The organism is Arthrobacter senegalensis (genome assembly GCF_059091765.1).
The window spans coordinates 318072-344440 of record NZ_JBNHGZ010000004.1; the positions used below are offsets into that span (position 1 = coordinate 318072).

General features: G+C 70.2%; 19 protein-coding genes. 7 read left to right on the plus strand and 12 right to left on the minus strand.

Features of this window, described 5'->3' with window-relative positions:
* Positions 1 to 308 precede the first annotated feature (308 nt).
* The gene (locus AC5RVG_RS14305; protein ID WP_494014344.1) at positions 309 to 1262 is read right to left on the minus strand and encodes a TatD family hydrolase; all 954 of its coding nucleotides are present in this window, start codon (positions 1260 to 1262) and stop codon (positions 309 to 311) included.
* A gap of 148 nt (positions 1263 to 1410) precedes the next feature.
* Between AC5RVG_RS14305 and AC5RVG_RS14310 the strand changes: the two genes are divergently transcribed.
* Genes AC5RVG_RS14310 through AC5RVG_RS14320 form a run of 3 tightly spaced genes read left to right on the plus strand, consistent with a single transcriptional unit; the run spans position 1411 to position 6202 of the window.
* A complete protein-coding gene (locus AC5RVG_RS14310) occupies positions 1411 to 2448 on the plus strand; it encodes an AAA family ATPase (protein ID WP_494014345.1) in 1038 nt (345 codons plus the stop codon).
* A gap of 5 nt (positions 2449 to 2453) precedes the next feature.
* Positions 2454 to 3827, plus strand: a complete 1374-nt coding sequence (locus tag AC5RVG_RS14315) for a DUF58 domain-containing protein (protein ID WP_494014346.1) — start codon at positions 2454 to 2456, stop codon at positions 3825 to 3827.
* On the plus strand, positions 3824 to 6202 hold the full coding sequence (locus AC5RVG_RS14320) for a transglutaminase TgpA family protein (RefSeq protein WP_494014347.1): 2379 nt from the start codon (positions 3824 to 3826) through the stop codon (positions 6200 to 6202). The genes AC5RVG_RS14315 and AC5RVG_RS14320 overlap by 4 nt, the downstream gene beginning before the upstream one ends.
* Here AC5RVG_RS14320 and AC5RVG_RS14325 read toward each other — a convergent pair.
* A complete protein-coding gene (locus tag AC5RVG_RS14325) occupies positions 6190 to 7671 on the minus strand; it encodes an NAD-dependent succinate-semialdehyde dehydrogenase (protein WP_494014348.1) in 1482 nt (493 codons plus the stop codon). The two genes, AC5RVG_RS14320 and AC5RVG_RS14325, sit on opposite strands and share 13 nt — an antisense overlap.
* Positions 7672 to 7890: 219 nt before the next feature.
* Positions 7891 to 8775 (minus strand): 16S rRNA (cytidine(1402)-2'-O)-methyltransferase, encoded by an 885-nt coding sequence (gene rsmI / locus AC5RVG_RS14330; RefSeq protein ID WP_494014349.1) that lies wholly within the window; start codon positions 8773 to 8775, stop codon positions 7891 to 7893.
* Positions 8776 to 8924: 149 nt separating this feature from the next.
* Between rsmI and AC5RVG_RS14335 the strand changes: the two genes are divergently transcribed.
* On the plus strand, positions 8925 to 10565 hold the full coding sequence (locus AC5RVG_RS14335; RefSeq protein WP_494014392.1) for a dolichyl-phosphate-mannose--protein mannosyltransferase: 1641 nt from the start codon (positions 8925 to 8927) through the stop codon (positions 10563 to 10565).
* Between the two features lie 49 nt (positions 10566 to 10614).
* A complete protein-coding gene (locus tag AC5RVG_RS14340; RefSeq protein ID WP_494014350.1) occupies positions 10615 to 12426 on the plus strand; it encodes an AMP-dependent synthetase/ligase in 1812 nt (603 codons plus the stop codon).
* 21 nt (positions 12427 to 12447) lie between these two features.
* Here AC5RVG_RS14340 and AC5RVG_RS14345 read toward each other — a convergent pair whose 3' ends face one another.
* The gene (locus AC5RVG_RS14345; RefSeq protein WP_494014351.1) at positions 12448 to 13809 is read right to left on the minus strand and encodes a TIGR01906 family membrane protein; all 1362 of its coding nucleotides are present in this window, start codon (positions 13807 to 13809) and stop codon (positions 12448 to 12450) included.
* 152 nt (positions 13810 to 13961) lie between these two features.
* Positions 13962 to 14954, minus strand: a complete 993-nt coding sequence (locus AC5RVG_RS14350; RefSeq protein WP_494014352.1) for a stage II sporulation protein M — start codon at positions 14952 to 14954, stop codon at positions 13962 to 13964.
* 110 nt (positions 14955 to 15064) lie between these two features.
* Between AC5RVG_RS14350 and AC5RVG_RS14355 the strand changes: the two genes are divergently transcribed.
* Positions 15065 to 15868 carry an RDD family protein gene (locus tag AC5RVG_RS14355; protein WP_494014353.1) on the plus strand — a complete coding sequence of 268 codons (804 nt, stop codon included), beginning with the start codon at positions 15065 to 15067 and terminating at the stop codon, positions 15866 to 15868.
* 52 nt (positions 15869 to 15920) lie between these two features.
* On the opposite strand, the gene AC5RVG_RS14360 is transcribed toward AC5RVG_RS14355, so the two are convergent.
* The 4 genes from AC5RVG_RS14360 to AC5RVG_RS14375 form a co-directional block, all read right to left on the minus strand.
* Complete coding sequence (locus AC5RVG_RS14360; RefSeq protein ID WP_494014354.1) at positions 15921 to 17165, minus strand: L,D-transpeptidase; 1245 nt, start codon at positions 17163 to 17165, stop codon at positions 15921 to 15923.
* Between the two features lie 194 nt (positions 17166 to 17359).
* Complete coding sequence (ahcY, locus tag AC5RVG_RS14365) at positions 17360 to 18853, minus strand: adenosylhomocysteinase (protein ID WP_494001439.1); 1494 nt, start codon at positions 18851 to 18853, stop codon at positions 17360 to 17362.
* Positions 18854 to 18863: 10 nt separating this feature from the next.
* The gene (locus AC5RVG_RS14370) at positions 18864 to 19109 is read right to left on the minus strand and encodes a Trm112 family protein (RefSeq protein WP_494001440.1); all 246 of its coding nucleotides are present in this window, start codon (positions 19107 to 19109) and stop codon (positions 18864 to 18866) included.
* Positions 19110 to 19234: 125 nt separating this feature from the next.
* The gene (locus tag AC5RVG_RS14375) at positions 19235 to 19624 is read right to left on the minus strand and encodes a DUF3499 domain-containing protein (protein ID WP_494001441.1); all 390 of its coding nucleotides are present in this window, start codon (positions 19622 to 19624) and stop codon (positions 19235 to 19237) included.
* Between the two features lie 247 nt (positions 19625 to 19871).
* Between AC5RVG_RS14375 and AC5RVG_RS14380 the strand changes: the two genes are divergently transcribed.
* On the plus strand, positions 19872 to 20357 hold the full coding sequence (locus AC5RVG_RS14380; protein WP_494014355.1) for a metallopeptidase family protein: 486 nt from the start codon (positions 19872 to 19874) through the stop codon (positions 20355 to 20357).
* A gap of 31 nt (positions 20358 to 20388) precedes the next feature.
* On the opposite strand, the gene AC5RVG_RS14385 is transcribed toward AC5RVG_RS14380, so the two are convergent.
* The 3 genes from AC5RVG_RS14385 to AC5RVG_RS14395 are packed head-to-tail and all read right to left on the minus strand — an operon-like array spanning position 20389 to position 26242.
* Positions 20389 to 22284: a DUF5719 family protein gene (locus AC5RVG_RS14385; protein WP_494014356.1), complete on the minus strand. Its 1896-nt coding sequence runs from the start codon at positions 22282 to 22284 to the stop codon at positions 20389 to 20391.
* The gene (locus AC5RVG_RS14390; RefSeq protein WP_494014357.1) at positions 22281 to 25664 is read right to left on the minus strand and encodes a glycosyltransferase; all 3384 of its coding nucleotides are present in this window, start codon (positions 25662 to 25664) and stop codon (positions 22281 to 22283) included. The genes AC5RVG_RS14385 and AC5RVG_RS14390 overlap by 4 nt, the downstream gene beginning before the upstream one ends.
* 29 nt (positions 25665 to 25693) lie before the next feature.
* A complete protein-coding gene (locus AC5RVG_RS14395; RefSeq protein ID WP_494001445.1) occupies positions 25694 to 26242 on the minus strand; it encodes a WhiB family transcriptional regulator in 549 nt (182 codons plus the stop codon).
* Positions 26243 to 26369 lie beyond the last annotated feature (127 nt).

Below are 26369 nucleotides of genomic sequence, written 5' to 3' on the forward strand. Positions count from 1 at the left end.
TTCCGGGCACGGGGACATTAAGACACGCGCGTGGGACGTGCCGGTTTTCACGGCACGGTGCGAGTGCAGGCTGCACCCGCGGCGGCTGTTTGGGCGTACGAACGGAACGTCCAACGGCTACCGCCACAGGTGTCACAATGTCCGGTTGCCTTCCCCGACCCCGGCCATTAGCTACCTACCGTAATCGAAACGTGACATGCCGACAAGCGGCGCCTGCTGCGGGCGGCACCGGGCACTGCGCGTCGCTTCCCCGTTCGGGCAGCCCTGCATGCTCGTTTTCGGTCCGGCCGGGGGAAGTTACGCGCGTGTTATTCCTGCTGCCAGGAGCCGTAAACGCGCTCCGTGTTTTCCGCCACCTCCGTGCATAACCCCGCCAGGTCCTTCCCGAGGACCTCGGCCATCGCGCGCATGGTGTAGGGCACCAGGTAGCTGGCGTTCGGCCGGCCCCGGTAGGGATGCGGGGTCAGGAAGGGCGCGTCGGTCTCGGCCAGCACCAGGGCCGGTTCCGCAACCGCCAGGGCCTCACGCAGGCCGTCGGCGTTCCTGAAGGTGACGGTTCCGGCGAAGGACATGTGCCAGCCGTTGTCGTTGCAGGTCCCGGCCAGCGCCGCGTCCCCGGAAAAGCAGTGGAAGACAACTTTTTCGGGGGCTCCCTCCTCGAGCAGGACGCGGACCACGTCGTCGTGCGCGTCCCGGTCATGGATCTGCAGGGCGAGGCCCAACCGCTTGGCGATGTCGATGTGGCGGCGGAACGATTCCTGCTGGGCGCCCCGGCCTCCGCCGCCGGTCCGGTAGTAGTCCAGTCCGGTCTCCCCGATCGCCCGGATCCTCGGGTGCGCGGCTATCGCCTCAATCTCCGCCAGGGCCTCCTCCAGCGTCCCCGCGTCCGCCAGCGGGGGTGCGTCGTTGGGGTGGATGGCCACCGCTCCCAGCAGCCTCGGCTCGGCCTCGACGGCCTGCAGCGTGAAGCGGGCGGATTCCAGGTCGCAGCCCACCTGGACGGCACCGGCAACGCCGACCGCCTCGGCGGCGTCCATCGCCTGCCGGACCGTGACCGCCACCGGTCCGTCGCGGAAGTCCAGGTGCGTGTGGTTGTCCATCACCGGCACGGGCAGCGGCTCGGGTGCCGGCGGATAGCTGAGATTACGACGCCGGCCGTCCCCCTCGGTGGGGCTCCGCACCGCCGTCGTCCGGGCTGCGGTGCTGTCAGCGGTGTAGGCGGGAGGAGTTTCGCCGGCAACGGCGGCTACAGGATGGGACATGTTTCCAGCCTACTGAAGCGCCGGGTCCGGTTCCGCCGTGAAGGGAGGCGGGCCCGCCAGGCGGGGTCCGCGTGTCTACCGCATCACACAGCCAGCAAGTAGGGTTGGATCAACCGGCCCTCGGGGAAGGCACACCGGAAGGTACTTCATGGACACGCAGCAGCACATGGCAGAGGCCGGGACCGTCCACTCCGATCCAACGGGTTCGGGGCCGGGTGAGGGCCTCGCGCTGACCGAGTTCCACGACGCCTGCGGCCGGATCAGGGCCGTGATCGAGACCGTCATCGACGGCAAGTCGGAGGCGGCACGGCTGGCGCTGACGGTGCTGTTGGCCCAGGGGCACCTGCTGCTGGAGGATGTGCCCGGCGTCGGCAAGACCATGCTGGCGAAGACGCTGGCCAAGACCATCGACTGCAGCGTGCACCGGATCCAATTCACGCCGGACCTGTTGCCCTCCGACGTCACCGGTGTTTCGATCTACAACCAGGACATGCACCGGTTCGAATTCCGCCCCGGACCGGTGTTCGCGAACATCGTCATCGGCGACGAGATCAACCGTGCCTCGGCCAAGACCCAGTCGGCGTTGCTCGAGTGCATGGAGGAACACCAGGTCACGGTGGACGGGAACACCTATCCGCTGGATACGCCTTTCATGGTGATCGCCACCCAGAATCCGATCGAGATGGAGGGCACCTACCCGCTGCCGGAGGCCCAGCGCGACCGTTTCATGGCCCGGATCTCGATGGGCTACCCGGATCCCCGCGCCGAGATGGAAATGCTGGAGACCCACCAGTCCGTCTCGCCGCTGGAGGGCGTCCGCCCGGTCGTCACGGTGGGCGAGGTACGCAGCATGATGGCCATGGTCCGTGATGTCTACGTTTCGCCGGCGGTGAAGGAATACACGGTCAACATCGGGCGGGGCACCCGCGAACACCCGCACCTGCGGCTGGGAGCCAGCCCGCGGGCCATGCTCCAGCTGCTGCGCGCGGCGAAGGCGACGGCGGCCCTGGACGGCCGCGACTTCGTCCTGCCCGACGATGTGGCCTCCGTTGCCGAGGCCGTGCTGGCGCATCGTTTGATCCTTGACCGCAAGGCGATGACGGCCGGCGAAGACGCCTCCAGCGTGGTGGCGTCCGTGCTGGCCAAGGTTCCCGTGGGCGGCGAATCCCGCCGCGCCTCTTCCTGACGGCCATGGACGCGTTCGGCTGGCTCCCCACCAGGTATGTCACCCTGCGCGGGTGGGGCGTGCTGGCGGCCGGCGTGCTGGCGCTGCTGCTGGCGCAGATCCTGGGCCGCCGGGACCTGCTGACCCTGGCAGTGTTCCTGATTGGCCTGCCGCTGCTGGCCGCGGCGGCGATGGTGCTCCTCAAGCCGCAATTCACGGTGGAGCGGAAGTTTCGGCCCGCGGCCGTCGAAACCGGCCTCGTGGTCCAGGTCCGGTTGTCGGTGCGCCGCAACGGGGGCCTGACGGGGCTGGTGTACATGGAAGAGCAGCTGCCGCTGCGCTTCGGCAAGGCCCCGTCCTTCCGCTTCCCGGCGCGGCACCCGTCCCGCTCCGGGGCGAGCGTGTATGAGTACAAGCTCCGATCCAGCAAGCGCGGGATGTTCGCCATCGGGCCGGTGACGGCGGATTTTTCCGACCCGTTTGGGCTGGCCAACCACCGGCATCAGCTGGGCGAAACCAGCGCGTTGGTGGTGACCCCGTCCCCCGTGGAACTGCCGGCCACCTCGCTGACCGGCGCCCGGGGTTCGGACGGCACGGCGAGCACCCGGCGGCAGGCCAATCCCAGCGACGACGACGTGATGACCCGCGAATACCGCTACGGCGATCCGATGCGCCGGGTCCACTGGGCGGCGACGGCCCGTCACGGCGAGCTCATGGTCCGCCAGGAGGAATCGGTGACCACGCCGCAGGCGACCATCGTGCTGGACCGCCGGGCCGCGGCCTACGGCACGGGACTGCTGCCCTCCTTCGGCGATGGCACCGACCCGCACGGGGACCTGCTGCACACCTCGCCCTCCTTCGAGTGGGCCGTGACTGCCGTGGCCTCGGCCGCCAACGACTTCCTGCAGCGCAACTACACCGTCCGGTTCCTGGACGTCCATGCCCGGGCGGCAGTCCTGGAGTCCCCCTCGGCCCCGTCGCCCGGCCAAGAGCAATTCGACGGGCCCGCGGGCTACCAGGACCTCGCCGAGGGGCTGGCCGCGCTGGGGCTGGCCGAAGACCACCGGAAGTCCGACCGGCATCCGGGAGAACCGGCGTTCGGGGACCGGCTGATGGACAAACTTGCGGCACATAAGTACAAGGGGCCGTTGGTCGCGGTCCTGGGCCAGATCAGCGCCGGCGAAGCGCGCCTGCTGGCCCCGGCCGCCGAATTCGGCTCCCACGCCTTCGCCCTGATCATCACCGACCGGCCGCAACAGGCCCGGGCGACGATGGACGTGCTGCGTGCGGGCGGCTGGCGGACCGTGGCGGTCAGCCCCAAGGCCTCGCTGCCGGCGGCCTGGGCGCACTTCGACCTGGTCGGCCGGATCGATCCGGTGGGAACAGGAGCGGTCACGTGACCCTCACGGTCGACAAGCAGGCGGAACTCCGCGGCCCGGACGCACCCGGCCGGAGCGGCGGGCGGCCGCCCTCCCCCGGCGTCGCGCCATGGTTAATGAGCGCCGCCGTCGCACTCGCCGTCCTGCTCACGGCCGCCAGCCTGCACGGGGTCCTGGAGGGCTGGAGTTGGCTGTTCCAAGCCGCCGTGACTGTCTGTTGCACCGAGGCGGGCACGGGGCTGGCCCGCCGGCTGGACTGGTCGCCGCTGGCCGGGGCGCTGCTGGGACTGGCAGGCCTGGTCATGTCGGTCACGGCGATGTTCCTGGCGCCGACCGGTCTCCTGGGCGTGATCCCCGGGCCCGGCACGTTCGCTGCCCTTGATCCCATGTTGGAGGAAGCCCGGGACACCGTTGTGTCGCAGGTCGCTCCGGTGCTGGTCAACGACGGCATCGCGCTGGCGGCCTGCGTTGGTGTGGGGCTGATCGCCCTGCTCGTGGATACGCTGGCCGTTCCGCTGCAGATGCCGGCCATCAGCGGCCTGGGCCTGCTTGGCCTGGCCATCGTTCCAGCCATCATCAAGCCGAACAGTATCGGAGCGGCGGGTTTCCTGGCCGCCGCGGCGGGTTACCTGCTGGTGCTGGGCTGCGCGCAGTGGCTTGCCGCCGGCGGCAGCGGCAGGGGTCGACTGGCCTCCGTTGAGCAGATCCGCCGCGCCGTGAGCATAGCGGCGGCCGGTCTCGCGGTTTCGCTGGTGCTCCCGCTGGCCATCCCGGGCTTCACGTCCGGATTGTTCCCGGAGGGCTCGAGGCTCAATTGGGGCGCGCCGACGGGCCTCAACCCGGTGGTGAGCCTGGGCGACAACCTCCGGCGGCCCGGGGCCTTCGGGAGGATGACCTACGCCACGGATGCCGGGGAACCGCTTTATCTGCGCTCGGTCACGCTGGAAAACCTGACCGGCGCGCGCTGGAGCCCGAGCGACTTCGACGGCCACCGCCGCACCGGCATCGATGAACTCGAGGTGCCCAGCGTGCGGAACCTGCTGGCAGACGGCGAGGTGACCACCACGAGGATCAGTACGGCATCCTTCACCAGCCCCTGGCTGCTGGCCCCCTACGCTCCGGCGCGGGTCACGGGCGTCCGCGGCACGTGGAGCTGGGATCCCCGCACCCTCAACATCCGCGGCGAGTCCGGCACCACCACCGCCAACCAGGAGTACGAGGTGCGCAGCGTCAGGCCGGCGCTGACCAGGGAAGCGCTGCGGGCATCGGAACCGTCGAACAACCCCGTCGTCGATCCTGTCTTCTCCGAGCTACCGGAGGACATGCCGGACATCATTGCAGACACCACGGCGACCGTGCTGGCGGGTTTGGAGAATCCGTACGAACAGGCCATGGCCATCCAGACGTATCTGCGGACGTCCGGATTCGTGTACTCGGAACAGGCTCCGGTCGACGGCGGCTACGACCAGAGCGGTTTCGAGGTCGTGGCCTCATTCCTGGAGGAAAAGTCCGGCTACTGCATCCACTACGCCGCCACGATGGCGATCATGGCCCGGATAGCGGGCATTCCCAGCCGGATGGCGGTCGGCTATGCGCCCGGGCGTCCCACCGGTGCGGTCCTTGAAGACGATACCGGCAGGGAGCTGGAGGAGTTCGAGATCGATTCCCGGGACGCGCATTCCTGGCCGGAACTCTTTTTCAATGGAATCGGCTGGGTCGCCTTCGAGCCCACGCCGTCGCGGGGAGTGTTGCCGGCCTACGCCCAGACCGGACCCGCCGGCGGCCCGGTGCTTCCCAACGACGACCCGCTCAGGCCCGCGGGGCCGCCGCCGGCCGCCACCGACACTCCCCGGGATTCCACTGCCTCCGGCTCCTCCGGCCTGGCGGAGGAAGACATGCTCTCGCAACGGCTGTGGTCGGCGGCGGCCGCGGCCCTGGTGCTGGCCGTCCTCCTGTTGCCGCTGGTGCTGCGCCGGCGCCGGACCGGCTGGCGCCGGGCAGCGATGGCCGGGGGCGGCGGGGGTGCCGCCCTGGTCACCTGGGCGGAAGCCGTGGATACCGCGGAAGACCTCGGCTGGCCGGCCGCGGCAACGGAAACACCGCGGGCCTTCCAGCAACGCCTCGACGACGCCGGCGTGGTCACCGGGAAGTCTTCCGTTGCCCTGGCGCGGCTGCGGGCTGGCTATGAGCGGGCCGCGTATGCGGCTCCGGAGGCGCCGCCACCGGGCGGCGCCGGCGCCGCACGGTGGTCCGATGTGGAAACCGTCAGGGACAGGCTCCTGGAGCGGGCCGGATGGCGGCGCCGCCTGGCCGGGCTGTTGTGGCCGGCGTCGCTGTTCCGCCGCCGGCCGCCCCTGGGGGACGGCCGGCCGACGGATCGGAACTACCGGGCGTAGGGATCCGCGATGCCGATGTACTGGACCGTGGTGTACTCGTCCAGGCCCTCCGCGCCGCCTTCGCGGCCCATGCCGGACTGCTTCACTCCGCCGAACGGGGCGGCGGCGTTGGAGATCACGCCGGCGTTGTAGCCGACCAGGCCGAACTCGATCTGCTCGGAGACGCGGAACATGCGGTTCACATCGCGCGAGTAGATGTAGGAGGCAAGGCCGTACTCGGTGGCATTGGCCAGGGCGATGGCCTGCTCTTCGGTTTCGAACGTGGTCACCGGGGCAACCGGGCCGAAGATCTCGCTCTGCAGGATATCGGCGTCGTTCGGAACGTTGGACAGCACGGTCGGCTGGTAGAAGTAGCCGTCGCCTTCCACGGGCCCGCCGCCGGTGCTGACGGACGCTCCGGCTTCCACTGCCGCGGTCACCAGGGCATGCACGTCGTCGCGGGCGCCGCCGTCGATCAGCGGGCCCACCGTGGTGTCCGCTTCGGTGCCGCGGCCCGGCTTGAGGGTCTTCATGGCGTTCGCAAACTTGGTGGTGAATTCCTCGGCCACGGAGGCCTGGACCAGGAAGCGGTTGGCGGCCGTGCAGGCCTCGCCCATGTTGCGCATCTTGGCCGCCATGGCACCTTCGACGGCCTTATCCAGGTCGGCGTCTTCGAAGACGATGAACGGGGCGTTCCCGCCGAGCTCCATCGAGGTCCGCAGGACGTTGTCCGCCGCATCCTTGAGCAGCTGCTTGCCCACCGGCGTGGAGCCGGTGAAGGAAACCTTGCGCAGGCGGGAGTCCTGCATCAGCGGCCCGGAGATGCCGGAAGCGCTCTTGGAGGAGACCACGTTCAGCACGCCTGCCGGGAGGCCGGCCTCGATCATGGTCTGGGCGAAGAGCTGGCTGGTCAGCGGGGTGAGCTTGGCAGGCTTGAGCACCATGGTGCAGCCGGCCGCTACCGCGGGACCGACCTTGCGGGTGGCCATGGCGAGCGGGAAGTTCCACGGGGTGATCAACAGGCAGGGGCCGACCGGCTTGCGCTGGACCAGGATCTTGTTCTTGCCCTCCGGCGTGGTCAGGTAGCGGCCGTAGTCGCGGACGGCCTCCTCCGAGAACCAGCGCAGGAATTCGGCACCGTAGGCCACTTCGCCGCGGGATTCGGCCAGCGGCTTGCCCATCTCCATGGTCATCAGGAGGGCGAAATCCTCCGAGCGCTCGGTCACCAGCTCGAAGGCGCGGCGCAGGATCTCGGCGCGCTGGCGCGGAGCCGTGCGGGCCCAGGCGGCCTGCGCGCTGTCGGCGGCGTCGAGGGCGGCGAGCGCGTCCTCGCTGGTGGCCGAGGCCAGGGTGGCCAGCACCTTGCCGGTGGCGGGGTCATGGACGTCAAAGGTCCCGCCGTCGGATGCGTCGCGCCATTCGCCGTTGATCAGCAGGCCGGTGGGTACTTTGGCGAGCAGTTCTGCTTCGCGGGCTGCGGTTTCAGCCATGGCGGTGCCTCCAAGTGTTCGGGATTGTGTCCGTGGGCGCAGTTGCCCGTTTTCCTTCACGGTAGGTGCTCCGCTTCACGGGTGTAAATGCGAGGGTGCACTACGTTCCACGGCACCTACTGTGCAGATCGACAATACCAATCCGGCGGCCGGGTGAGGGTCACAGAGCGTGCAGATGACGACATCCAGGACATCCGGCGGCACCCGCTTCGCTGAGAGTCAGCGCCCGCCGGGAGCACGGGCGGCCAGGACCGCGGCGTAGAGCTCGCGTTTGCTCACCCGGGCATCGGCCGCGACGGCGGCGACGGCGTCCTTGAGCCGGGCACCCTGCGTCACCAGCGCGTTGACGCCGTCCACGTGGTCTTCGGGCTGTTCGGGCGCTGTTTCCGTCGCGCCGGCAACCACCACGGCGATTTCGCCCCGGACCTCATGGCTTTCGGCCCACTCCAGCAGTTCCCGGACCGTACCGCGCAGCACTTCTTCATGCAGCTTGGTCAGCTCCCGGCAGACCGACGCCCGCCGGCCCGGGCCGAATCCGGCGTCGAGGGCCCGCAGCATGGCCGCCAGCCGATGCGGCGCCTCGAAGAAGACCATGGTCCGGCGCTCGGCGGCGAGCTCCGCCAGCCGCCCGGCGCGCTCCCCCTGCTTGCGGGGCAGGAAGCCCTCGAAGGTGAAGCGGTCGGTGGGCAAGCCGGACAGCGCCAGCGCCGTGAGCACGGCCGACGGCCCGGGCACGGCAGTGACCAGCAGGCCCTCCGCCACGGCCGCCTCCACCAGCCGGAAACCGGGATCCGAGACGGCCGGCATGCCGGCGTCGGTCACCATCACCAGGGTGCTGCCGGCACGGACCAGCTCCAGCAGGTCTGCGGTACGGGTCGCCTCGTTGTGTTCGTGGTAGCTGATGATCCGGCCGGCGGCCGTGATACCCAGCCGCTGCAGGAGTTTGTGCAGGCGGCGGGTGTCTTCGGCAGCGACTACATCGGCCGTTTGGAGCAGCTCGACCAGCCGCGGGGAGGCGTCCCCGACGTTGCCGATCGGCGTTCCGGCCAACACGATCTGTCCTGGCTGCCCCCCTGCCGGGACGCCCCGTTCCTGCTCATTCACATGGACAACCCTACCTGCGGCGTTGCCCTCTTTCACCGGCGCCTTATATAGAGTCGGTATGTGCCCCACTGCAGCGAGGACCGCCGTCCGGCAGCCGACGTCCCGGCCTGTGGCGCCGCACACCCCTGCACCTACCGGCCGGTAACATGATGGCCGTGACCCGAACCACACCTCCGCCGGCGGCGGTTGTCCCCCGCCACGGCTGGCTGGAATCGCCGGGACGGGCCTTCAGCGAGGCAGTGCTGCGCCGCCGACTGCTCGGTCTTCCGGCCCGGTTCGGGCCCTGGGCGTGGCTGCTCCCCGTGCTCACGGCCGTCCTCGGCGGGGTTTTGCGTTTCTACCGCCTGGGTGAACCGGGTTCGCTGGTGTTCGACGAAACCTACTACGTCAAGGACGCCTACTCCTACCTGCAATCCGGCTACGAACGCGAATGGCCCAAGGACGCCAACGACTCCTTCAACGCGGGCAATCCGGACGTCCTCCTCGATACCCCCGAATATGTGGTGCACCCGCCGGTGGGCAAGTGGATGATCGCCGCCGGCATGTGGCTTTTTGGTTCCGACAACGGTTTTGGCTGGCGTTTCGGCGCCGCACTTACCGGCACGCTGTCCATCCTGATGATCGCCCTGGTCGCACAGGCGTTGTTCAAGTCGCCGGCGCTGGGCGGGGTCGCCGGTTTGCTGACGGCCATCGACGGGCACCATCTGGTCCACTCCCGGACGGCTTTGCTGGACGTCTTCCTCATGTTCTGGGTGGTCGCCGCCTTCGGCGCGCTGCTGCTGGACCGCTTCGACGGGCGACGGCGGCTGGCCGCGAAAATCGCCCGGCAGGCTGGTCCCTCCGGGGTGCCGCCCCCTTCGCGGCTGCTGTACGGTCCCTGGGTGCTCTGGCGGCCGTGGCGGCTGGCTGCGGGGGTCTGCCTCGGGCTGGCCGTGGGCACCAAGTGGTCGGCGCTGGCGTTCGTCGCGGTGTTTGGCCTGATGTGCGTGTTTTGGGACCTTGGCGCCCGGCGTGCCGCGGGGATCAGGGAGTGGTTTTCCGCCGGCGTGATCAGGGACGGGGTGCCGGCGTTCTTCACCATGATTCCGGCCGCGGCGGTGACCTATCTGGCGGCCTGGACCGGCTGGCTGCGCTCCGACGATGCCTACGACCGCAACTGGGCGGCGTCGAACCCGTCCGCGGCCTGGGGGTGGCTGCCGGACTGGCTGCGCTCGCTGGCCGAGTATCACCGCAGCGCCTACACCTTCCACAACGGCCTGGATTCCGAGCACCCGTACGAATCCAATGCCTGGACCTGGTTGTTCATGGGCCGCCCGACGTCGTTCTACTACCATGCCGAAGAAGCCGGCCAGGGCGGGTGCGAGGCGGCCACCCGCTGTTCCGAGGCGGTCACGGTGGTCGGCAACCCGCTCATCTGGTGGGCCGCGGCCGCCTCGCTGCTGGTGCTGCTCTTCTATTGGGCCGGGCGGCGGGACTGGCGGGCAGGGGCGATTCTGGCGGGAGTCGCGGCCGGTTACCTGCCCTGGTTCCTCTACCCCGACCGGACCACGTTCTTCTTCTACGCGATCGCCTTCCAGCCGTTCCTGGTCCTGGCCCTGACCTACGTGCTCGGGCTGGCGCTGGGCCGGGCGACGGATCCGCCGTGGCGCCGGCGCCAAGGCGTGCTGGTGGTCGGGCTCTTCGTGGCGGCCGCACTCGCGGTGTCGGCATTCTTCCTGCCGGTGTGGACCGCAGAGATGATCGGCTACGACCAGTGGCGCTGGCGGATGTGGATGCCAAGTTGGATTTGATGCAGGCCGGACAACACGACTTTTACCGGATTCAGAAAGTGGGCACGACGTGCGCGAAGCAGTAACCGAAGTGCTGGCAGCGATGCCGGCCGGCTCCAACCTGACGGACATCCTGGTGGCCCAGCATCAGCGCGACCCGCAGCGGGCGCTCTATGCGGTCAAGCGCAACGGCGCCTGGTCCGATGTTCCGGCCGCCGAACTCCTGGCCCAGGTCAGCGCCGTGGCGAAGGGCCTGATGGCCTCCGGCATCGAAACCGGAGACACCATTGCCGTGATGTCCAAGACCCGGTTCGAGTGGACGGTGGTGGACCTGGCCGGCTGGTTCGCCGGCGCGGTGGTGGTTCCTATCTACGAAACCTCGTCCCCGCACCAGGTGCAGTGGATCCTGCAGGACTCGGCGGCGAAGCTGGTGTTCGCCGAGGACGCCGCCAAGGCCGCCGTGGTGCGCCAGGCCATGTCCGGGCTGCCGGCCGCGCTTCCGGTCTGGCAGCTGGACGGGGAGGCCGAGGGGCTGGCCGAGCTGGAGGCCCGCGGAACCGCGGTCACCGACGAGGAACTTGAACTGCGCCGGACCTCCCGGGGCATGCAGGACGCGGCCTCGCTGGTCTACACCTCGGGCACCACCGGCCGGCCGCGCGGCTGCATCATCACGCATGGCAACTTCGCGGAACTGGCGGTCAACACCGTGGAGTTCCTGGCGGACATCCTCAAGCGCCCGGACGCGAAGTCGCTGATGTTCCTGCCGCTGGCCCACGTGCTGGCCCGGGCCGTGCAGGTGATCTGCCTGACCGCCGGAGTGAAGATGGGCCACACGTCCAGCATGGCGGAGTTGATTGAGGACCTGCGCACCTACCAGCCCACCTTCCTGCTGGTGGTTCCGCGCGTGTTCGAAAAGGTCTACGCCTCCGCCCGGCAGAAAGCGCACGACGGCGGCAAGGGCAGGATCTTCGACGCCGCGGCGCAGACAGCGGTCGCCTACTCCCGGGCACGGGATGCGCAGGCACGCGGCACCGGCGCCGGGCCCGGGCTGGCCCTCAAGGCCCGGCATGCCGTGTTCGACAGGCTCGTCTACGGAAAGCTGCGCGCGGCGTTCGGCGGGCACGTGGAGTACACCGTCTCCGGCGCTTCCGCATTGAATCCAAAGCTCGCGCACTTCTTCACCGGCATCGGCGTGCCGGTCCTGGAAGGCTACGGGCTCACCGAATCCACTGCCCCTGCGGCGGTAAACCTGCCCGGCGCCAACCGGATCGGCACCGTGGGACTGCCGTTGCCCGGCACCACCATCAGAATCGCCGACGACGGCGAGGTCCTGATCAAGGGCATCGGCATCACCCGCGGCTACCACAATAACGACGACGCCAATGCCGAGTACTTTCGGGACGGCTTCTTGTGCACGGGGGACGTCGGGACGTTGGACGACGACGGCTACCTGACCATCACCGGCAGGAAAAAGGAGCTGCTGGTAACGGCGGGCGGCAAGAATGTCGCTCCGGGTCCGCTGGAGGACGCGCTGCGCGAACACCGGCTGGTGTCCCAGGCGGTGGTGGTCGGCGAGGGACGCCCGTTCGTCGGGGCGTTGGTGTCCCTGGACGAAGAGGGCCTGGCCGGCTGGCTTTCGTCGGCCGGCCGCCGGCCGGTCGGCCTGGCCGAGGCCGCCGAAGACCCGGCGGTCCTGGCCGAGCTGCAGCAGGCCGTGGACCAGGCCAACCAGCTGGTTTCGCGGGCGGAGCAGATCCGGAAGTTCGCGGTCCTGGGGCAGGACCTCACCGAGGCCTCCGGGCACCTGACGCCGTCACTGAAGCTCAAGCGCGTCACCGTGCTGGAAGACTTCGCCGGCGAGATCGATTCCCTGTACCGCTAGGCCCTGGCCGGCAGCCGCCGCCTAGTCCTGCTCGCGGGCGAGCAGCAGTTCGTGCCGGCGGCGCTGTTCTTCGGCGGCGGCGGCGCTCCGGTTCCGCCGGGCGCGGGTCGGCCAGGTCAGCGCCAGCACCAGCGAGGAGACCATCAGCACCAGCAGGGCAATGACGATTCCGGCGTCCATCCAGAACTGGGCCGGGAACAGGCGGATCAGGGTGTCGTCCACGAAGAAGGTCCAGGTGCCGTCGGCGAAGAAGATCCGGTGGAACTCGGTGAAGAACTGCTGCCAGTTGAGCGCCCCCAGGACGCCCAGCAGCAGGACCAGGATCAGTGTCGCGGCGGAACCGGCGAACAGGCCGCGCCGGATCCCCCCGTGGTAGCGGCGGGCCAGGTAGACCACTGCGACGACGGCCAGCAGCAGCATGACCGCCCCGGCCAGCATGGTCGCGAGGAACACGCCCTTCACGTCGGCCATGTGGCTGACCTCGGAGTCCAAAAACAGGCTGCCGCCGTGGGGGCCGGAGAGGTCTCCCAGGTATCGCGGGCCGGCGAAATTCAGCAGGTAGTCCACCGCATAGGAGCCGTAGGTCATCCGTTCCTCCGTGCTGAAGCCGAAGCTGTCGGCCGGGAACCCGGGGCGGTGGTATTCCGCCCAGAGGAACAACGGCGTGGCCACCAGCCGGATGGCACCGATGATCAGCAGCGGCGGGAACAGCACCGCCAGGACAACCTGCAGGATCCGTCCGGCCAGCGGCTTGGCGTTCATTGCCTCGTCGCGCTCGGTCGTGCGCCGGACAACCTCGGAGCGCGGCGGGCGTACCGAGAGCGCACCGGTCGCCGGGTTGGCGTCGCTGCCGGCCGCGGCTGCGGTCGTCCCACCGGGCGGCATGGGCGGGCGCGCCGGCAGCGGCTTCGGGGCAGCCGGGCCCTGGTCGGCAGCGGCGGCCGTGCCGGTCCCCCGGCGGCCGTCGCCCGGTGCGGCGTCTGCTGCTCCGGCCGGATCCGGCCGTCCGGCCGCGGGGGCACCGGCGGCTCGGCCGGCAGGCACGGGGGCTCCGACCCGGGCGGCTTCGGCGGCGGCGCCCGCTCCTCCGGCGGCCCGCGCCCCGGCGTCGGGCTGCGTGGACCCGTCGCTCCGGGGCCGCGTTCCGGCGCTGTCCGGGGCACCGCCGTCGCGCTCGGTGCCGAGGCCGGTCGCCACGGCGCTCAAATCCGGCAGCCGGCTGGGCCGGCGCATGGGCAGCGGGTTGGCGCCGTCCCGGAACCGGCCGTTGACGGCAGGGACCGGAGGCGCGGGGGCGCGCTCCGGTTCAGCGCCAGGGGCTTCTCCCGGCGCTGTCCGTGCCCTGCGTTCGTCTCCGCCGGATTTCACGTCTTCGACTGCCACGTCCGTCGCCTCTTTCTGTGCCGCTGGCCTATCTGCCTATGAGACTACCGCCGGCCGGCGGCGCTTCACGGTTGCCACCCCGGGGGCGGCCCGCCCGGCCGTCGCCTGCCTGCCCCGTCGGCTGTCTGCCCCGTCGCCTGCCCGGACGGCAGCTACCCGGTGGCGGCCGCCTCGCCGGCGTCGAACCGGCCCAGGTCGCCGCGCTCCCCCGCCAGGTAGGCCCGCCGGCCCACCACGAGGGTGTACATCCAGTAGGCGGCCAGCACAAGCACACCGATGCCCAGGCGCAGCCAGTCCGGCAGTTGGCTGGGGGTCACGAAGCCCTCGACCAGGCCGGAGATCAGGAGGACGAGGACCAGTCCCAGGGCGACGGTAATCAGCGACCTGCCTTCCCGGGCCAGCGAGGCGGTGCGGGTGAGCCGGCCGGGCGAGACCCAGGACCAGAAGATCCGCAGTCCGGCCGCCCCGGCAATGAAGATGGCGGTCATCTCCATCAACCCGTGCGGCAGGATGTAGAGGAAGAAGACGTCCAGCCGGTCGTAGGCGGCCATCATCCCGCCGGCCATGCCCACCCCTTGGGCGTTCATGAACAGGATGTACGGCACCCACAGTCCGGTCACTCCGAAGGCCACCGCCTGCGCGGCAATCCAGGCGTTGTTGGTCCACACCATGCCGGCGAAGGAGGCGTTGGGATTCTCCGAGTAGTAATTGACGAAGTCCTCTTCCACGTACTGCCGGATGTCCTCGTTGGACCCCATCGCTTTGATGACCTCGGGGGTTCCCGCCACCCAGGCGCCGAACAGCCAGGCGACCAGGACGAAGAGGGCACCGATGACCACGGTCAGCCAGCGCAGGCGGTAGAACGCGGCCGGCAGCGACAACACGAAGAACTCCGCCACGTCCCGGGCGAAGTTGGAGCGGGCCCCCGTGAACCGCGTCCTGGCACGCGACAGGCGTGTGGAGAGGGCCGCCGACAGTTGGCCCTCGGCGGCCACCGACCGGATCATCGACAGGTGGGTTGAGGTGCGCCGGTAGAGCACGAGCAGTTCATCCGCCTCGGTGCCGGTGAGCCTGCGTTTGGCGCTCAGTTCGTCCAGCCGCTGCCAATCGTGCTCATGCACCGCGGCGAAGGCATCGATATCCACGCTCCTAGCCTAGCCGCCGCGCGCGGAAGATCCGGGGCGGCCGCCCGGCCCGCCGCCCCGGATCGATAGAGTGGAACCGGGCGGCACAGACCGCCCGGGAAAGGGATCCGATGAGCAACGTCATCACCGGCGAGGCGGTAGTGCTGGAACTGCGGCCGGCGTCGTTCGGCGTCCGGGCGCTGAGCTCGATCATCGACGTGGTGGCCAACGTGATCCTGTTGATCGCCGCCTTCGTGCTGCTGGCGGAGACCCTCGAGGTCGGGTTCGACGCCGCGGCCGCCCGCGCGCTGGTCATCGCCGTGGTGCTGTTCTTCCTGGTCGGGGTGCCCATAGCCGTCGAGACCCTTACCCGCGGCAAGTCGCTGGGCCGCTGGGTCATGGGCCTGCGGATCGTGCGCGACGACGGCGGTGCCATCCGGTTCCGGCATGCGCTCATCCGCGGCCTCGTGGCGGTCTTCGAGCTGTATATCCTGCTCGGTTCGGTGGCCTTCATGGTGGCCCTGTTCAATGACAGGTCCAAGCGGCTCGGCGACCTGCTGGCGGGCACCTACAGCATGCGGGAACGGGTCGCGGTCGCGCCGAAGATCCTGCCGGAAATTCCCCCGCAGCTGGCCCCCTGGGTAAAGCTCGCCGACATGGGGCGGCTGCCGGAGCCGCTGGCCCGGCGGATTATCCAGTTCCTCTCCCAGGCGCCCAAGATGATTCCGGCCTCCCGGGCCCGGTTGGCCACGACCCTGGCCAACGAGGCGTCCGGCTATGTCTCTCCCCCGCCGCCGGCCGGGACACCGCCGGAAATGTACCTGCTGGCCGTGATGGCCGAACGGCGCGAACGCGACTTCGTCCGGCTGTCACGGCAGCAGGAGCGCGCCGCCCGGCGTGGCGCCCGGCTGCATTCCCTGCCCTTCCGGGACTAGGCGCGGCCGCGCGGTCCGCCCGGTGGCCGCCGAGCCGCCGGGCGCGGGACGGCTACCCCTTGTCCTGCGACGTCCAGGTCTTCCAGTCCACGTTCCAGTCCCCGAAACCGTCCGTCGGGTCCAGGAACCCGCCGTCGGTATTGCGGATATCCACGATGTCCCCGGTCCGCATGGTCTCGTAGAAGTACCGGGCGCCGGCTTCGGACATGCCCACGCAACCGTGGGAAATGTTGCGCACGCCCAGGGCGGAGGGGTCCAGGGTGGTGTGGACGAACTCGCCGCTGTTGCTCAACCGGCTGGCGTACTTGGCGTCGAACGGCTCGTACCAGTCCGGGTCTCCCGGTTTCAGCCCGATGCTGCGCGGGTTGAACGGCAGCGATTTATGCATGTCCATGATCGGGTGGATGCCCTTGCTGGACGGCCAGTTCGGGTCGCCCAGCGTCACCGGGAAGGTCTTGGCCAGATCGCCGCCCACGTAGATCTTCATGGTCTTGGTCTTGTTGTCCACGATCGCCCGGCGGTCATCGAGGATGTTGACGGTGATCTTCTCGTCGTTCATGCCGATCATGTTGTTGCCGAACTCCACGCCGAACAGTTCCATGTCCACGGTCACGGTGCTGTTCGGCTCCCAGTATCTTTCCGCGCGGAAGCGGGCCTTGGTGTCGGAGTACCAGTAAAACTCGCCCTTCTGCCCGGCGGAGGTGGTGATGGAGATGGCCTCCTCCACCGCTTCCTTGTTGAGCACGGGTTCGCTGAAGTTGAACTCCAGCGGCTGGGCGATGCCCACGCTTTGCCCGTCCAGCGGGTACATCCAGCCGTCGGCCTGGTTGGGAGCGAGCACGGTGGTGAAGCTTTGCTGCTTCACGGTCTCGGTGCCGGCGCGGTCCACCAGGGTGTAGCTGAACTCGTATTCGGTCAGGAAGTCCAGGCGTTCCGTTGCCTTCCAGACGCTGCCGTCTGCGGACAGCTCCCCGGCGATCGGTTCGCCGCCCTGTGCCGGCGCCAACGCCACGTCCTTGATGGAGGCGTTCTTGGCGGTAATGGTGGCCACGGTGGCGGGGTTAACCTCCACGGCTTTGTCTGCCGGGGTGACACCGACCGACATCGCCTTGACGACCGGCGCGGAGAAGCCCTGCCGCTCGGCCGGGGCGGCGGCGAACACCCGTCCCATTTGGCCTGCGAACGTGGGCGACGCCATGGTTGCCGCAGTGACGGCCGCGGCGGCTGCCACCAGCACTCCGACGATGCACAGCAGGGCGATCTTAAGGCCCTTGCGCTTCTTTTTTTCCTCAGTCATCCCAACCCAACTCACGAGACCCCCGCGGCGGGTAACCGCCGCTGCAGGGCACAACAGCACCCTGCCTCCATCGTAGGGCGGGCGGCGCCGAAGGGACGGGTTATTGCGGGCGAGCCCGCCCAACAATCCGGTAACCATTCAACCGGACGGCTAACGGCGGGACGTACGCCCGCCGTCGGCCCTCCCGGTCTGGATCAGTAGCGGTAGTGGTCCGGCTTGTACGGGCCGGCGGCGTCCACGCCCAGGTACTCGGCCTGTTCCTTGGTCAGTTCGGTGAGTTCGACGCCGAGCGCGTCCAGGTGCAGCCGGGCGACCTTCTCGTCGAGCACCTTCGGCAGCACGTAGACCTGGTTGGCGTACTCGGGCTCGCCGGTGGCCGAACCCTCGGCCGGCTTGCCGTGCTTGGTGAACAGCTCGATCTGCGCGATGGTCTGGTTGGCGAACGAGTTGCTCATGACGAACGAAGGGTGCCCGGTGGCGTTGCCCAGGTTCAGCAGCCGTCCCTCGGAGAGCACGATGATGGAGCGCTCGGTCGCCAGCCCGGCATCGAAGACCCATTCGTGCACCTGCGGCTTGATCTCCACCTTCTGTACGCCCTCGACGCCGGCCAGGCCCGCCATGTCGATTTCGTTGTCGAAGTGGCCGATGTTGCCCACGATGGCCTTGTCGCGCATCTTCACCATGTCGGACGCCATGATGACGTCCTTGTTGCCGGTGGTGGTGATGAAGATGTGGCCCTCGCCCACCACTTTGTCCAGGGTGGTGACCTGGTAGCCGTCCATCGCGGCCTGCAGGGCGCAGATCGGGTCGATCTCGGTGACGACGACGCGGGCGCCCTGGCCGCGCAGCGCCTCGGCCGCGCCCTTGCCGACGTCGCCGTAGCCGCACACAACCGCCGTCTTGCCGCCCATCAGAACGTCGGTGGCCCGGTTGATGCCGTCGGGCAGCGAATGGCGGATGCCGTACTTGTTGTCGAACTTGGACTTGGTCACTGCGTCGTTGACGTTGATCGCCGGGAACAGCAACTGGCCCTGCTCCGCCAGCTGGTAGAGCCGGTGCACGCCGGTGGTGGTTTCCTCAGTGACGCCGCGGATGCCGGCGGCGACCCGGGTGAACTTCTGCGGGTCCTTGGCCAGCGAGGCGCGCAGCACGTCCAGGATGATCGTGTACTCGTGCGGGTCCTCCGCGGTGGCCGAGGGGACGGCGCCGGCGGCCTCGAATTCCACGCCCTTGTGCAGCAGCAGCGTGGCGTCGCCGCCGTCGTCCAGGATCATGTTCGGTCCCAGCTCGGGGTTTTCGTCGGCGCCGGGCCAGGTCAGGATCTGCTCGGCCGTCCACCAGTACTCTTCGAGCGTTTCCCCCTTCCAGGCGAAGACCGGAACGCCCTGCGGTTCCTCCGGCGTGCCGTTGCCCACCACGACGGCTGCGGCGGCCTCGTCCTGGGTGGAGAAGATGTTGCAGGAGGCCCAGCGAACCTCCGCTCCGAGCGCGGTCAGCGTTTCGATCAGGACCGCGGTCTGCACCGTCATGTGCAGGGAACCGGCAATCCTGGCGCCGGCCAGGGGCTGGGCCTCGCCGAATTCTGCGCGCAGGGCCATCAGGCCCGGCATCTCGTGCTCCGCCAGGCGGATCTGGTGGCGGCCGGCGGCTGCCAGCGAGAGGTCCTTGACCTTGTAATCGAACGTCACAGTAATGCTCCTAAGCGTGGTCAGCGGGGCCGTCGTTGGGGGAGGCAGCGGCGCCGTCGTTGGTTGAATCAAGGGCGCCGCCGGCGGGGGCGGTCTGCGGCAGCAGCACCGGGATGCCGTCTTCGATCCGGTAGTGCAGCCGGTCTCCGGCGGCGGTGCGGCCGGTCGAGAGCAGTTCGTCGCCCTCCTGGACCAGTGATGAACCGGTAGCCGGGCAGCGCAAAACCGCCAGCAGTTCGGGGGTCAGATGTGCCATGCGATGGTGTCCTTTGATCTCCAGCAGCTTCGGCTGCGTCCGCTTCCGGCGGCCGGCGGCGCGGGGCTTCGCCGCGGACGGCAGGTTGCCGGCACGGCGCGCTGCCCGTCTCCCAGCGTATCGCCCTAGGGTTGTCCGCGCAGAATGCGCAGGTGCCCGCGCCGGGTGCCCGCCGCGCCCGCGGGCGGTTCCAACGGCTCGCGCTGGCCGCGCGGCTGGGGCGCCTCGTCGGGCACCTCGGGAGTGCGGGCCGCCTCCCGCACGGCGTCGGCCAGGGCCAACAGGTCGTCGGGGTTGGGGACCGGCGCCTGCTCGGGCAGGGCCAGCCGCATGACTTCCCAGCCGCGGGGCACGGTCAGCCGTTCGGCGTGCTCGGCACACAGGTCGTAGCAGTGGGGCTCGGCATAGGTTGCCAGCGGGCCCAGCACGGCGGTGGAATCGGCATACACGTACGTCAAAGTAGCGATGGCCGACCGCTGACAGGCCGAGCGTGAACATTGACGAATGGATCCCACGAGAATGCATCCTACTCCGGGCCTCCCTCCTTCCCGACCACCGGCGCGGGCCGGTGGTCGAAGATTAGGTCACAATCGGGTCGCGCGGACGCGGCCCGCCGGACGCCGCCCGCCGGACGTCGCACCGCTGCCGGGTGCTCCGGAGCGACGCTGCCGGGGCCGGGTCGCGTTGACGCCGCGGGACGCTTCGGCGCACCGCCGCGGGGCCCGGGTGCCTTATTCCGGTCCCCGGGCTTAAAGTCGGTATATGGAAAACGGACCATCACTGACCCTCTCGCTGGACAGCGACGGCGGTGGCTGGCGCCGTCCGTTTGCCGCACGACGCCGGAACCGCCGCGGCCGCGGGCTGCGCGGCGACCTGCTGCCCGCCAATTTGCCCGGGCATCTGACCAGGTCCGAACAGTTCGAGGCGTGGGTCGCGGAGTCCGCCGAGCGGCTGGCGTACTTCTGGGGGGAGCGGGTCGAAGCAGCCCAATTCGTGGTCGAGGACATTCCGCCCCGACTCGAAGAGTTGCTCGCCCGCGGTCAGGCCGCGCCCCTGGGCAGCTTCACGCCGGCCGCGCCGGGCCGCCCGGCCGTGGTGACCGTCTTCCGGCAGCCGGTCCAGGCGGCCGCCCGGCTGCGGGCCGAACTGCCGGAGCTCATCCACGATGTGGTAGTGGAGCAGACCGCGCAACTGCTGAACATGGCCCCGGAAGCGGTTGACCCCGGCTACGGCCGGACCCGCCCCTGACCGGCGTTCCGGTCCCGACGCCGCTTCTTCCCTAGTACCCGATATCGACCGGCACCGCGGTCTGCGCCTGGGTGCCGGCGGGCACCGGCAGGACCGCAACGTCGGGAGCACCGCCGTCGGTCAGGACCTGGGCGCCGTAGACGGCTTCGCCGGACGCGCTGATCAACAGGGCCGCAGCGTCGGCGCCGTCTGCCCGGGGATCAAGGGTCACGGTGGTTCCGGCGGGCACGGTCACCGCCTGCTTCTCCCCCAGTCTGCCCTTCGGATCCACCGGCGTGATTTCCACCCGGGCGTCCCCCGACGGCGCGCTGAAGGCCATGCGGGAGCTGACACCGCCCGGCACGACCGCCAGATGATTGCTTCCGAGGCGGCCGGTCGCGGGGGACCATCCGAAGTCCACCGGTTCGCCCGCCTCGGTTCCCCTGCTGACCCGCGCGGCGGCAGCGATGGACACGTCGGCGCTGATTTCGACGGAATACGTGCCGGCCGGCAACGACTCCAGCGGCACCCTGGTGACGCTCCCGGCCGCCGCGGTGACGACGCCGCCGCCCGGGAGGCTGACCGGGCCGTCGGAACCGAAGACGCGCACTTCCAAGACCGCGTCGGTCACGCCGGGCACCGCCACGTCCAGCGCCGGCGCCGCGTCCTCATAACCGTCCTGGTCCCGGATGGCCCGTGCCGGTTTCTGGTCCTGGACGGTAATTCCCGTGACCACCTGCCGCGTGCCGGCCGGGGCCGACGCCTGCAGCAACTCGACGCCGCCGGGGGTCAGCTGGCGCAGGACGCTTTGCTGGATGAAGCCGGTCACCGGGCCGCCGGAGGACTGTACGCGCACGGCCAGGGATTCCTGGTTTGCGGCCACTCCCGCCAGCACGATGGAGCGTGACTCCCCGGGAGCGACCAGCAGCCCGCGGGTGCCGGCAGCCTGGACCTGCCCCTCGGACGAGACCAGTTCGAGGTCTACCGAGGAGGGTGTCTGGGAACTGTTGTGCAGTTTCAGCACGGACGTGGTTCCCACGGTGGTGGACGCGCCGAGCAGCCAGAAGTCATTGGCCGGTGCCATGCAGTTGGCAGCGGCCAGTCCGCGCAGGTCGCCGTCGGAGGCCCGGTAAGTCATCGCCGCGCCGGCCAGCGCGGTGGTCTCCCCCATCGGGGCGGCCCGCAGCACGGTGGGAGCGGACAGGTCCTGGCCGGACACCACGGACGCCACCATCTTGGTCTCGCCGGATGACTTTTCCGTCGGTTCCGCGATGCGCGCGAGCGGAGTGCCCGCGCCCAGTTCCGTCAGCTCGCTGCCGGGGACATTGCCGCCGAGGTCGCTGAACACCAGGGCCCGCGCCCTGGTCTGCGCCGTAGTGGAGACCGGGCTGAACTGCGGATCGGTGTCTTCGGCCGCGCTGTCCAGCAGCCGCAGGGGCTCCGGGCAGACCGCGGTGTAGTCTCCGGCCGGAACGGCAGCGGACACGGGCGGTCGCTCGGCGGCCGCGCCCGGCACGTCCGCCAGGCTGCCGGCGGCTACCGCGGCTCCGGTCAGCAGCAGGAGGCCCGCCCCGGAGACGGCGCCCAGCGTCCGCCGGCCGCCGCGCTTCGGCGTGCCGCCGGCGGTGGAACTGCCGGAGCGTGCGGCAGGCTTGCCCGCGGCGGCATCGCGTGCCCGGTCCCGCCGCGCAGCCCGCTTGGCGGCCTTGCGGTCGATCGGCTGCACGGGCCCGGCCGCGCTGTCCCGCTCCGGCTGCACGGGCTCGGCCGCGCTGTCCCGCTCCGGCTGCACGGGCTCGGCCGCGCTGTCCCGGTCCGGCTGCACGGGCTCGGCCGCGCTGTCCCGGTCCGGCTGCACGCCATCAGGTGCGGATGCGGCAGCGGCCGTTGGCCCAATCGCCGCCTCTCTCGCCCGCGGCTCCTCGCCGCGGCCACCCGTCTCGGTCATAGTTGCTGTCCTTTTCCGGCCAGGGCAACTGCGCCGCCGTCGGCCGGGTCTTCGAATGCCGCCCTGCGCAGTTCCGCGGGGCCGGCATCCGCCCCGGTGGTCTTGATGTGGTCGATGCGGCGCGGCGCGAACCGCCGCCGGGCCGGGATCGGTATGGCGAGCAGGACGGTCAGTCCGATGGCGAGCACCTGGAGGATGCCGATCCACGGCGACCACGGGCTCGAATAGCCGATCTTCACGGTACCCGCTGCTGCCGGCACTTCAAACGCCTGGGCCCAGCCGTCCTGCGAGGATTCCAGCGGCCGGCCGTTCAGGGTGGCGGTCCAGCCCGGGTCCGTCCGCTCGGCCAGGATCAGCCGACGTCCGGGCTCGCCGGCGGGAATCTCCCCGGCCGCCGCGGTCCAGCCGGACGGCACGGTTTGCAGCAGGTCGCCGTTGGCATCGACCAGGCGCACCCGGGCGGTCAGTTGGCCTGCCGCGGTGCCGTCCTTACCGGTCGCTCCGACCACCCGCCAGAGCCATCCGGAGTCGGTGCGTCCCACGGAGGTCAGTCCGGGCACGGCGTCGATCCGGCCGGCAAGCAGTTCGGCCGCCGTATCGGACTCCTGCAGCACCACGAAGTCCACGCCGAGCCTCACCAGGGACGGCCGCGGATCCACGCCGGTGCCGGCAACGATGACCGCCACGGTGTTCCGCAATTCTGCGTCGGCGTCGTCGTCGGAGCGCATCTGGGCTTCGGTGAGCGGACCGGCCAGGGCCCGCGCCGAGTAAATGGCCGAGAGTTGGTCCAGGGTGGTGCCGCTGCCATGCATCACGGCAGCGGTCACCGCGCCGCCGGTTCCCGCCGTCAACACGAGCGCACGGGCCTGTTCCGGCCCGGTCCCGCTGTCCGCAGAGGTGGCCGGCAGCGTGCGGCCGGCCCCGGGCGTTACCTTCAGCTGCGTACCGAAGTCCGTCAGGGTCCGCGCCTCGCTGGACGGTGTGTAGCCGGTGAACTGGGGCACCAGCCAGTGCGCCAGGCTCGCTGCCGGGCCCAGCGCCATCAGGACGGCGGCGGCCACGGCCACGGTGCGCCGCAGGCCCGAGGACGGGCGCCCGGCTGCGGCAAGGTCGTGCCGCAGCCGGTCCCCGGCGATCAGTGCCGCGCCCAAAAGCAGGAACAGGGCCAGCGAGACAAAGGGACCCGTGAACGGTGTCACCACCGCTCCCGGTGCGACGGCGGTGGCCAGCAGGGATGAACCAAAGGAGGCCGCGAGGGTCAGGAACACGCCGAGCCAGAGCAACCGTGCGCGGCCGGCACCCTTGCCCGTGACCGCCCCGGCCACGGCCAGCGCCAGCACCGGCACGGCGACGACGAGCGCGTAGGCGAGCGCCCACGGACCCTGGGCCAGTTTCTCCAGCATCCCGGCCCCGGCCAGCCCGTCGGCGGGGCCGAAGGCGAGCGGGAAGCCCATCAGCTGCTGCCACAGCGGGGCGGCGTGGAAGGCCAGCGGCAGGCCGGGATCGCCCAGCAGCGCGCGCGGCTGGTCCAGCCCGGCGACGAGCATCGGCAGGGCGAGTGCCAGCGGCGGGATAAGCGCCCACCAGACGGTCTTGGCCCGGCGGCGCAAGGCCAGCATCAGGACGGCGATGAAGACGACGACCACCGGCAGCAGCGCCGGTGCCGACGCCGTGATGCCGGCCAGGCAGAGTCCCGCCGCTGCCGCCGCCGTCCAGGAGGGATTCCCGTTGATCCCGGGCTTGTGCACGGCTTCGTGCGGCAGCAGGGGCCGGTTGGCGTCGGCGCGTTGGACGGCGGAGCCGGTGGCGCGCAGCAGGCCGAGCACGGCCCACGGGATCAGCAGGTGGGCGATCAGCGCGCCCAGGCGGCCCGTGCCCAACGCGACCTGGAACGCGGGAACGCTCGCCCAGAACATCGCGGCCCAGAAGCGCAGGCCGCGCCGCTGTGTGAAGGCCCCGGCAGCGAACCATGCGCCGGCGGCGGCCAACGGCATGGCCAGCAGCACCAGCGTCAGGACGGCGGCGGAACCGTTCCCCAAACCCAGCACGGCCAGGACCGCCAGCACGTAGCCAAAGGGGTCGCCGTGCCCGGGGACGCCGGAGCCAAGCGAGATCCACCAACTCGAAGCGTTGTGCCAGATTTCGGCGACGGTGGCCGAGACCGGCAGCAGTCCGCCGCCCACCAGCGCCGGCGCCCCGAAGAAGTCAAACATGCCCACCGTGGAGACGAGGGCCAGCACGACGGCGGCGGCCACCAGTCCCGTACCCACCCAGGTCCGGGCGGGCGCGGCGAGGGCGGCGAAGTCGTCGGATCCGCCTGTGGGCTGGTCGCTGCCGCCGGCATCCGATCCGGAGCCGTCGCCCACGACGCCGACCGCGAGCTCGGGCCGCAGCGACTCGGCCAGTGACCGCCGGTAGGCCCAGACCTCGCGCCGCGGGACCATCAGCGGGCGCACTATGGCCCGCGAGGTCCTGCGCGTCTTGGCGGCCTGCCGCCGGGACGCGAAAAAGCCCGCGGGTCGGAACAAGGCGGCAAGGGTGGCACCCAACTGCCGCAGCCCGTGCATGGGGTCCTTGGCGACCACCGAGGCCAGGAAGCTGTACAGCCCGCCGAGCAGGGCCCCGATCCACAGGAACGGCACCTGCCACCAGGCCGCATGCTTGAGCCGGAGGTGGATCTGAGCCTTGCGGGCTGCCCTTGCGGTGCCGTGGTCGCCGGTCCGGGCGGCGTGGCGAACCCTCGCGGTGGGGACAACCACCACGCGGTGGCCGGCCAGCCGGTTCCGCCAGCACAGGTCCACGTCGTCACCGGTCCCGGGCAGGGCCGGATCGAACCCGCCCAGCTGGTCGAAGATGTCGCGGCGCACCAGCATGCCGGCGGAGTTGACGGCAAAGAAGTCGCTGCGGCCGTTGTACTGGCCCTGGTCCATCTCGTCGACGTCGATCATGGTCAGCCGTTCGGCCCAGCGGCTCACGGTCAGGCCCACGTCGACCAGCCGGCGCGGGTCGTCCCAGTCCACCTGTTTGCAGCCGGCGATGGTTACCGACGGTGCCGTTTCCACGGCGAGCAGCAGTTCCTCGAGCGCATCAGGCTCCGGGGCGGAATCATCGTGGAGCAGCCACAGCCATTCCTGGGCCGGACCGTCGTCCGGGGCGTGCTTGGGCAGCTCGGCCAGCCCCACCCGGACCGCGGCGCCGAACCCGGCGCGGTGGGAAGCCGCGGCCACCGGGCTGCCGGCGGGCAGTTGCGCGCGCAGCAGGTCAGCGGACCCGTCGGACGATCCGGTGTCCACCCCGACGTGGGCATCGGCGGGTCTCGTCTGCCGGGCCAGGGCTGCCAGGGTTTGGGGCAGGCAGGAAGCGCCGTCGTGGGCTACCACAACGGCGGTGACGCGAACTTGCTGCTGAATCAGAGCGCTCTTTTCCGCAGCCGGCGGCGCTCGCGCTCCGACAGGCCTCCCCAAATGCCGAAACGCTCGTCATTGGCCAGCGCGTACTCCAGGCACTGCGAGCGCACCGTGCACGCGCCGCACACCTTCTTCGCGTCGCGGGTGGATCCGCCCTTCTCGGGGAAGAACGCTTCCGGGTCCGTCTGGGCGCACAGGGCATCGGCCTGCCAGCCGAGTTCTCCCTCGTCCTCATAGCCGGCGCCGAAGCCCGGCAGCCCGATCCACTGCGGTTTCGGCGCCGGGTCGGCCTCGGCCGGTTCCCGGAGCAGGCGCGGAGCAGTCAGCTCCAATACCTCGGCCCCGGGCCCCTCCGCCAACGCTTCGTGCGCGGCGAGGAAGGCGGTGGCCGCGTCCTCGAGTGTCTGCTGGCTGGATTCGCGGAAGCGTTCTGCCGCCGTCGGATCTGCCGGATCCACATACCAGTCTGCCGGTACGCCGCGCGATCCGTGCGATGCCGAAGCCTGCGCTTCGAGCTCCCGCCGGTGCGCACTACGTTCTGCCTGCCCCATCAGCCCTCCCGGAGTTCCTGTACCAGCATGGTGTTAGATTCGTGTGCAGCGCTGGATCTCAGCGCCGGACACAAGCATGCTGTTACACGTTTAATAACTAATTACATGGGTGTAATACATTCAAGTC

Coding starts and splice junctions, on each gene's coding strand:
- AC5RVG_RS14310 (WP_494014345.1), top strand. CDS start 1,411: ATGGACACGCAGCAGCACATGGCAGAGGCCGGGACCGTCCACTCCGAT.
- AC5RVG_RS14335 (WP_494014392.1), top strand. CDS start 8,925: ATGGCCGTGACCCGAACCACACCTCCGCCGGCGGCGGTTGTCCCCCGC.
- AC5RVG_RS14305 (WP_494014344.1), bottom strand. CDS start 1,262: ATGTCCCATCCTGTAGCCGCCGTTGCCGGCGAAACTCCTCCCGCCTAC.
- AC5RVG_RS14360 (WP_494014354.1), bottom strand. CDS start 17,165: ATGACTGAGGAAAAAAAGAAGCGCAAGGGCCTTAAGATCGCCCTGCTG.
- AC5RVG_RS14370 (WP_494001440.1), bottom strand. CDS start 19,109: ATGGCACATCTGACCCCCGAACTGCTGGCGGTTTTGCGCTGCCCGGCT.
- AC5RVG_RS14395 (WP_494001445.1), bottom strand. CDS start 26,242: ATGGGGCAGGCAGAACGTAGTGCGCACCGGCGGGAGCTCGAAGCGCAG.
- AC5RVG_RS14315 (WP_494014346.1), top strand. CDS start 2,454: ATGGACGCGTTCGGCTGGCTCCCCACCAGGTATGTCACCCTGCGCGGG.
- AC5RVG_RS14385 (WP_494014356.1), bottom strand. CDS start 22,284: ATGACCGAGACGGGTGGCCGCGGCGAGGAGCCGCGGGCGAGAGAGGCG.
- AC5RVG_RS14355 (WP_494014353.1), top strand. CDS start 15,065: ATGAGCAACGTCATCACCGGCGAGGCGGTAGTGCTGGAACTGCGGCCG.
- AC5RVG_RS14325 (WP_494014348.1), bottom strand. CDS start 7,671: ATGGCTGAAACCGCAGCCCGCGAAGCAGAACTGCTCGCCAAAGTACCC.
- AC5RVG_RS14380 (WP_494014355.1), top strand. CDS start 19,872: ATGGAAAACGGACCATCACTGACCCTCTCGCTGGACAGCGACGGCGGT.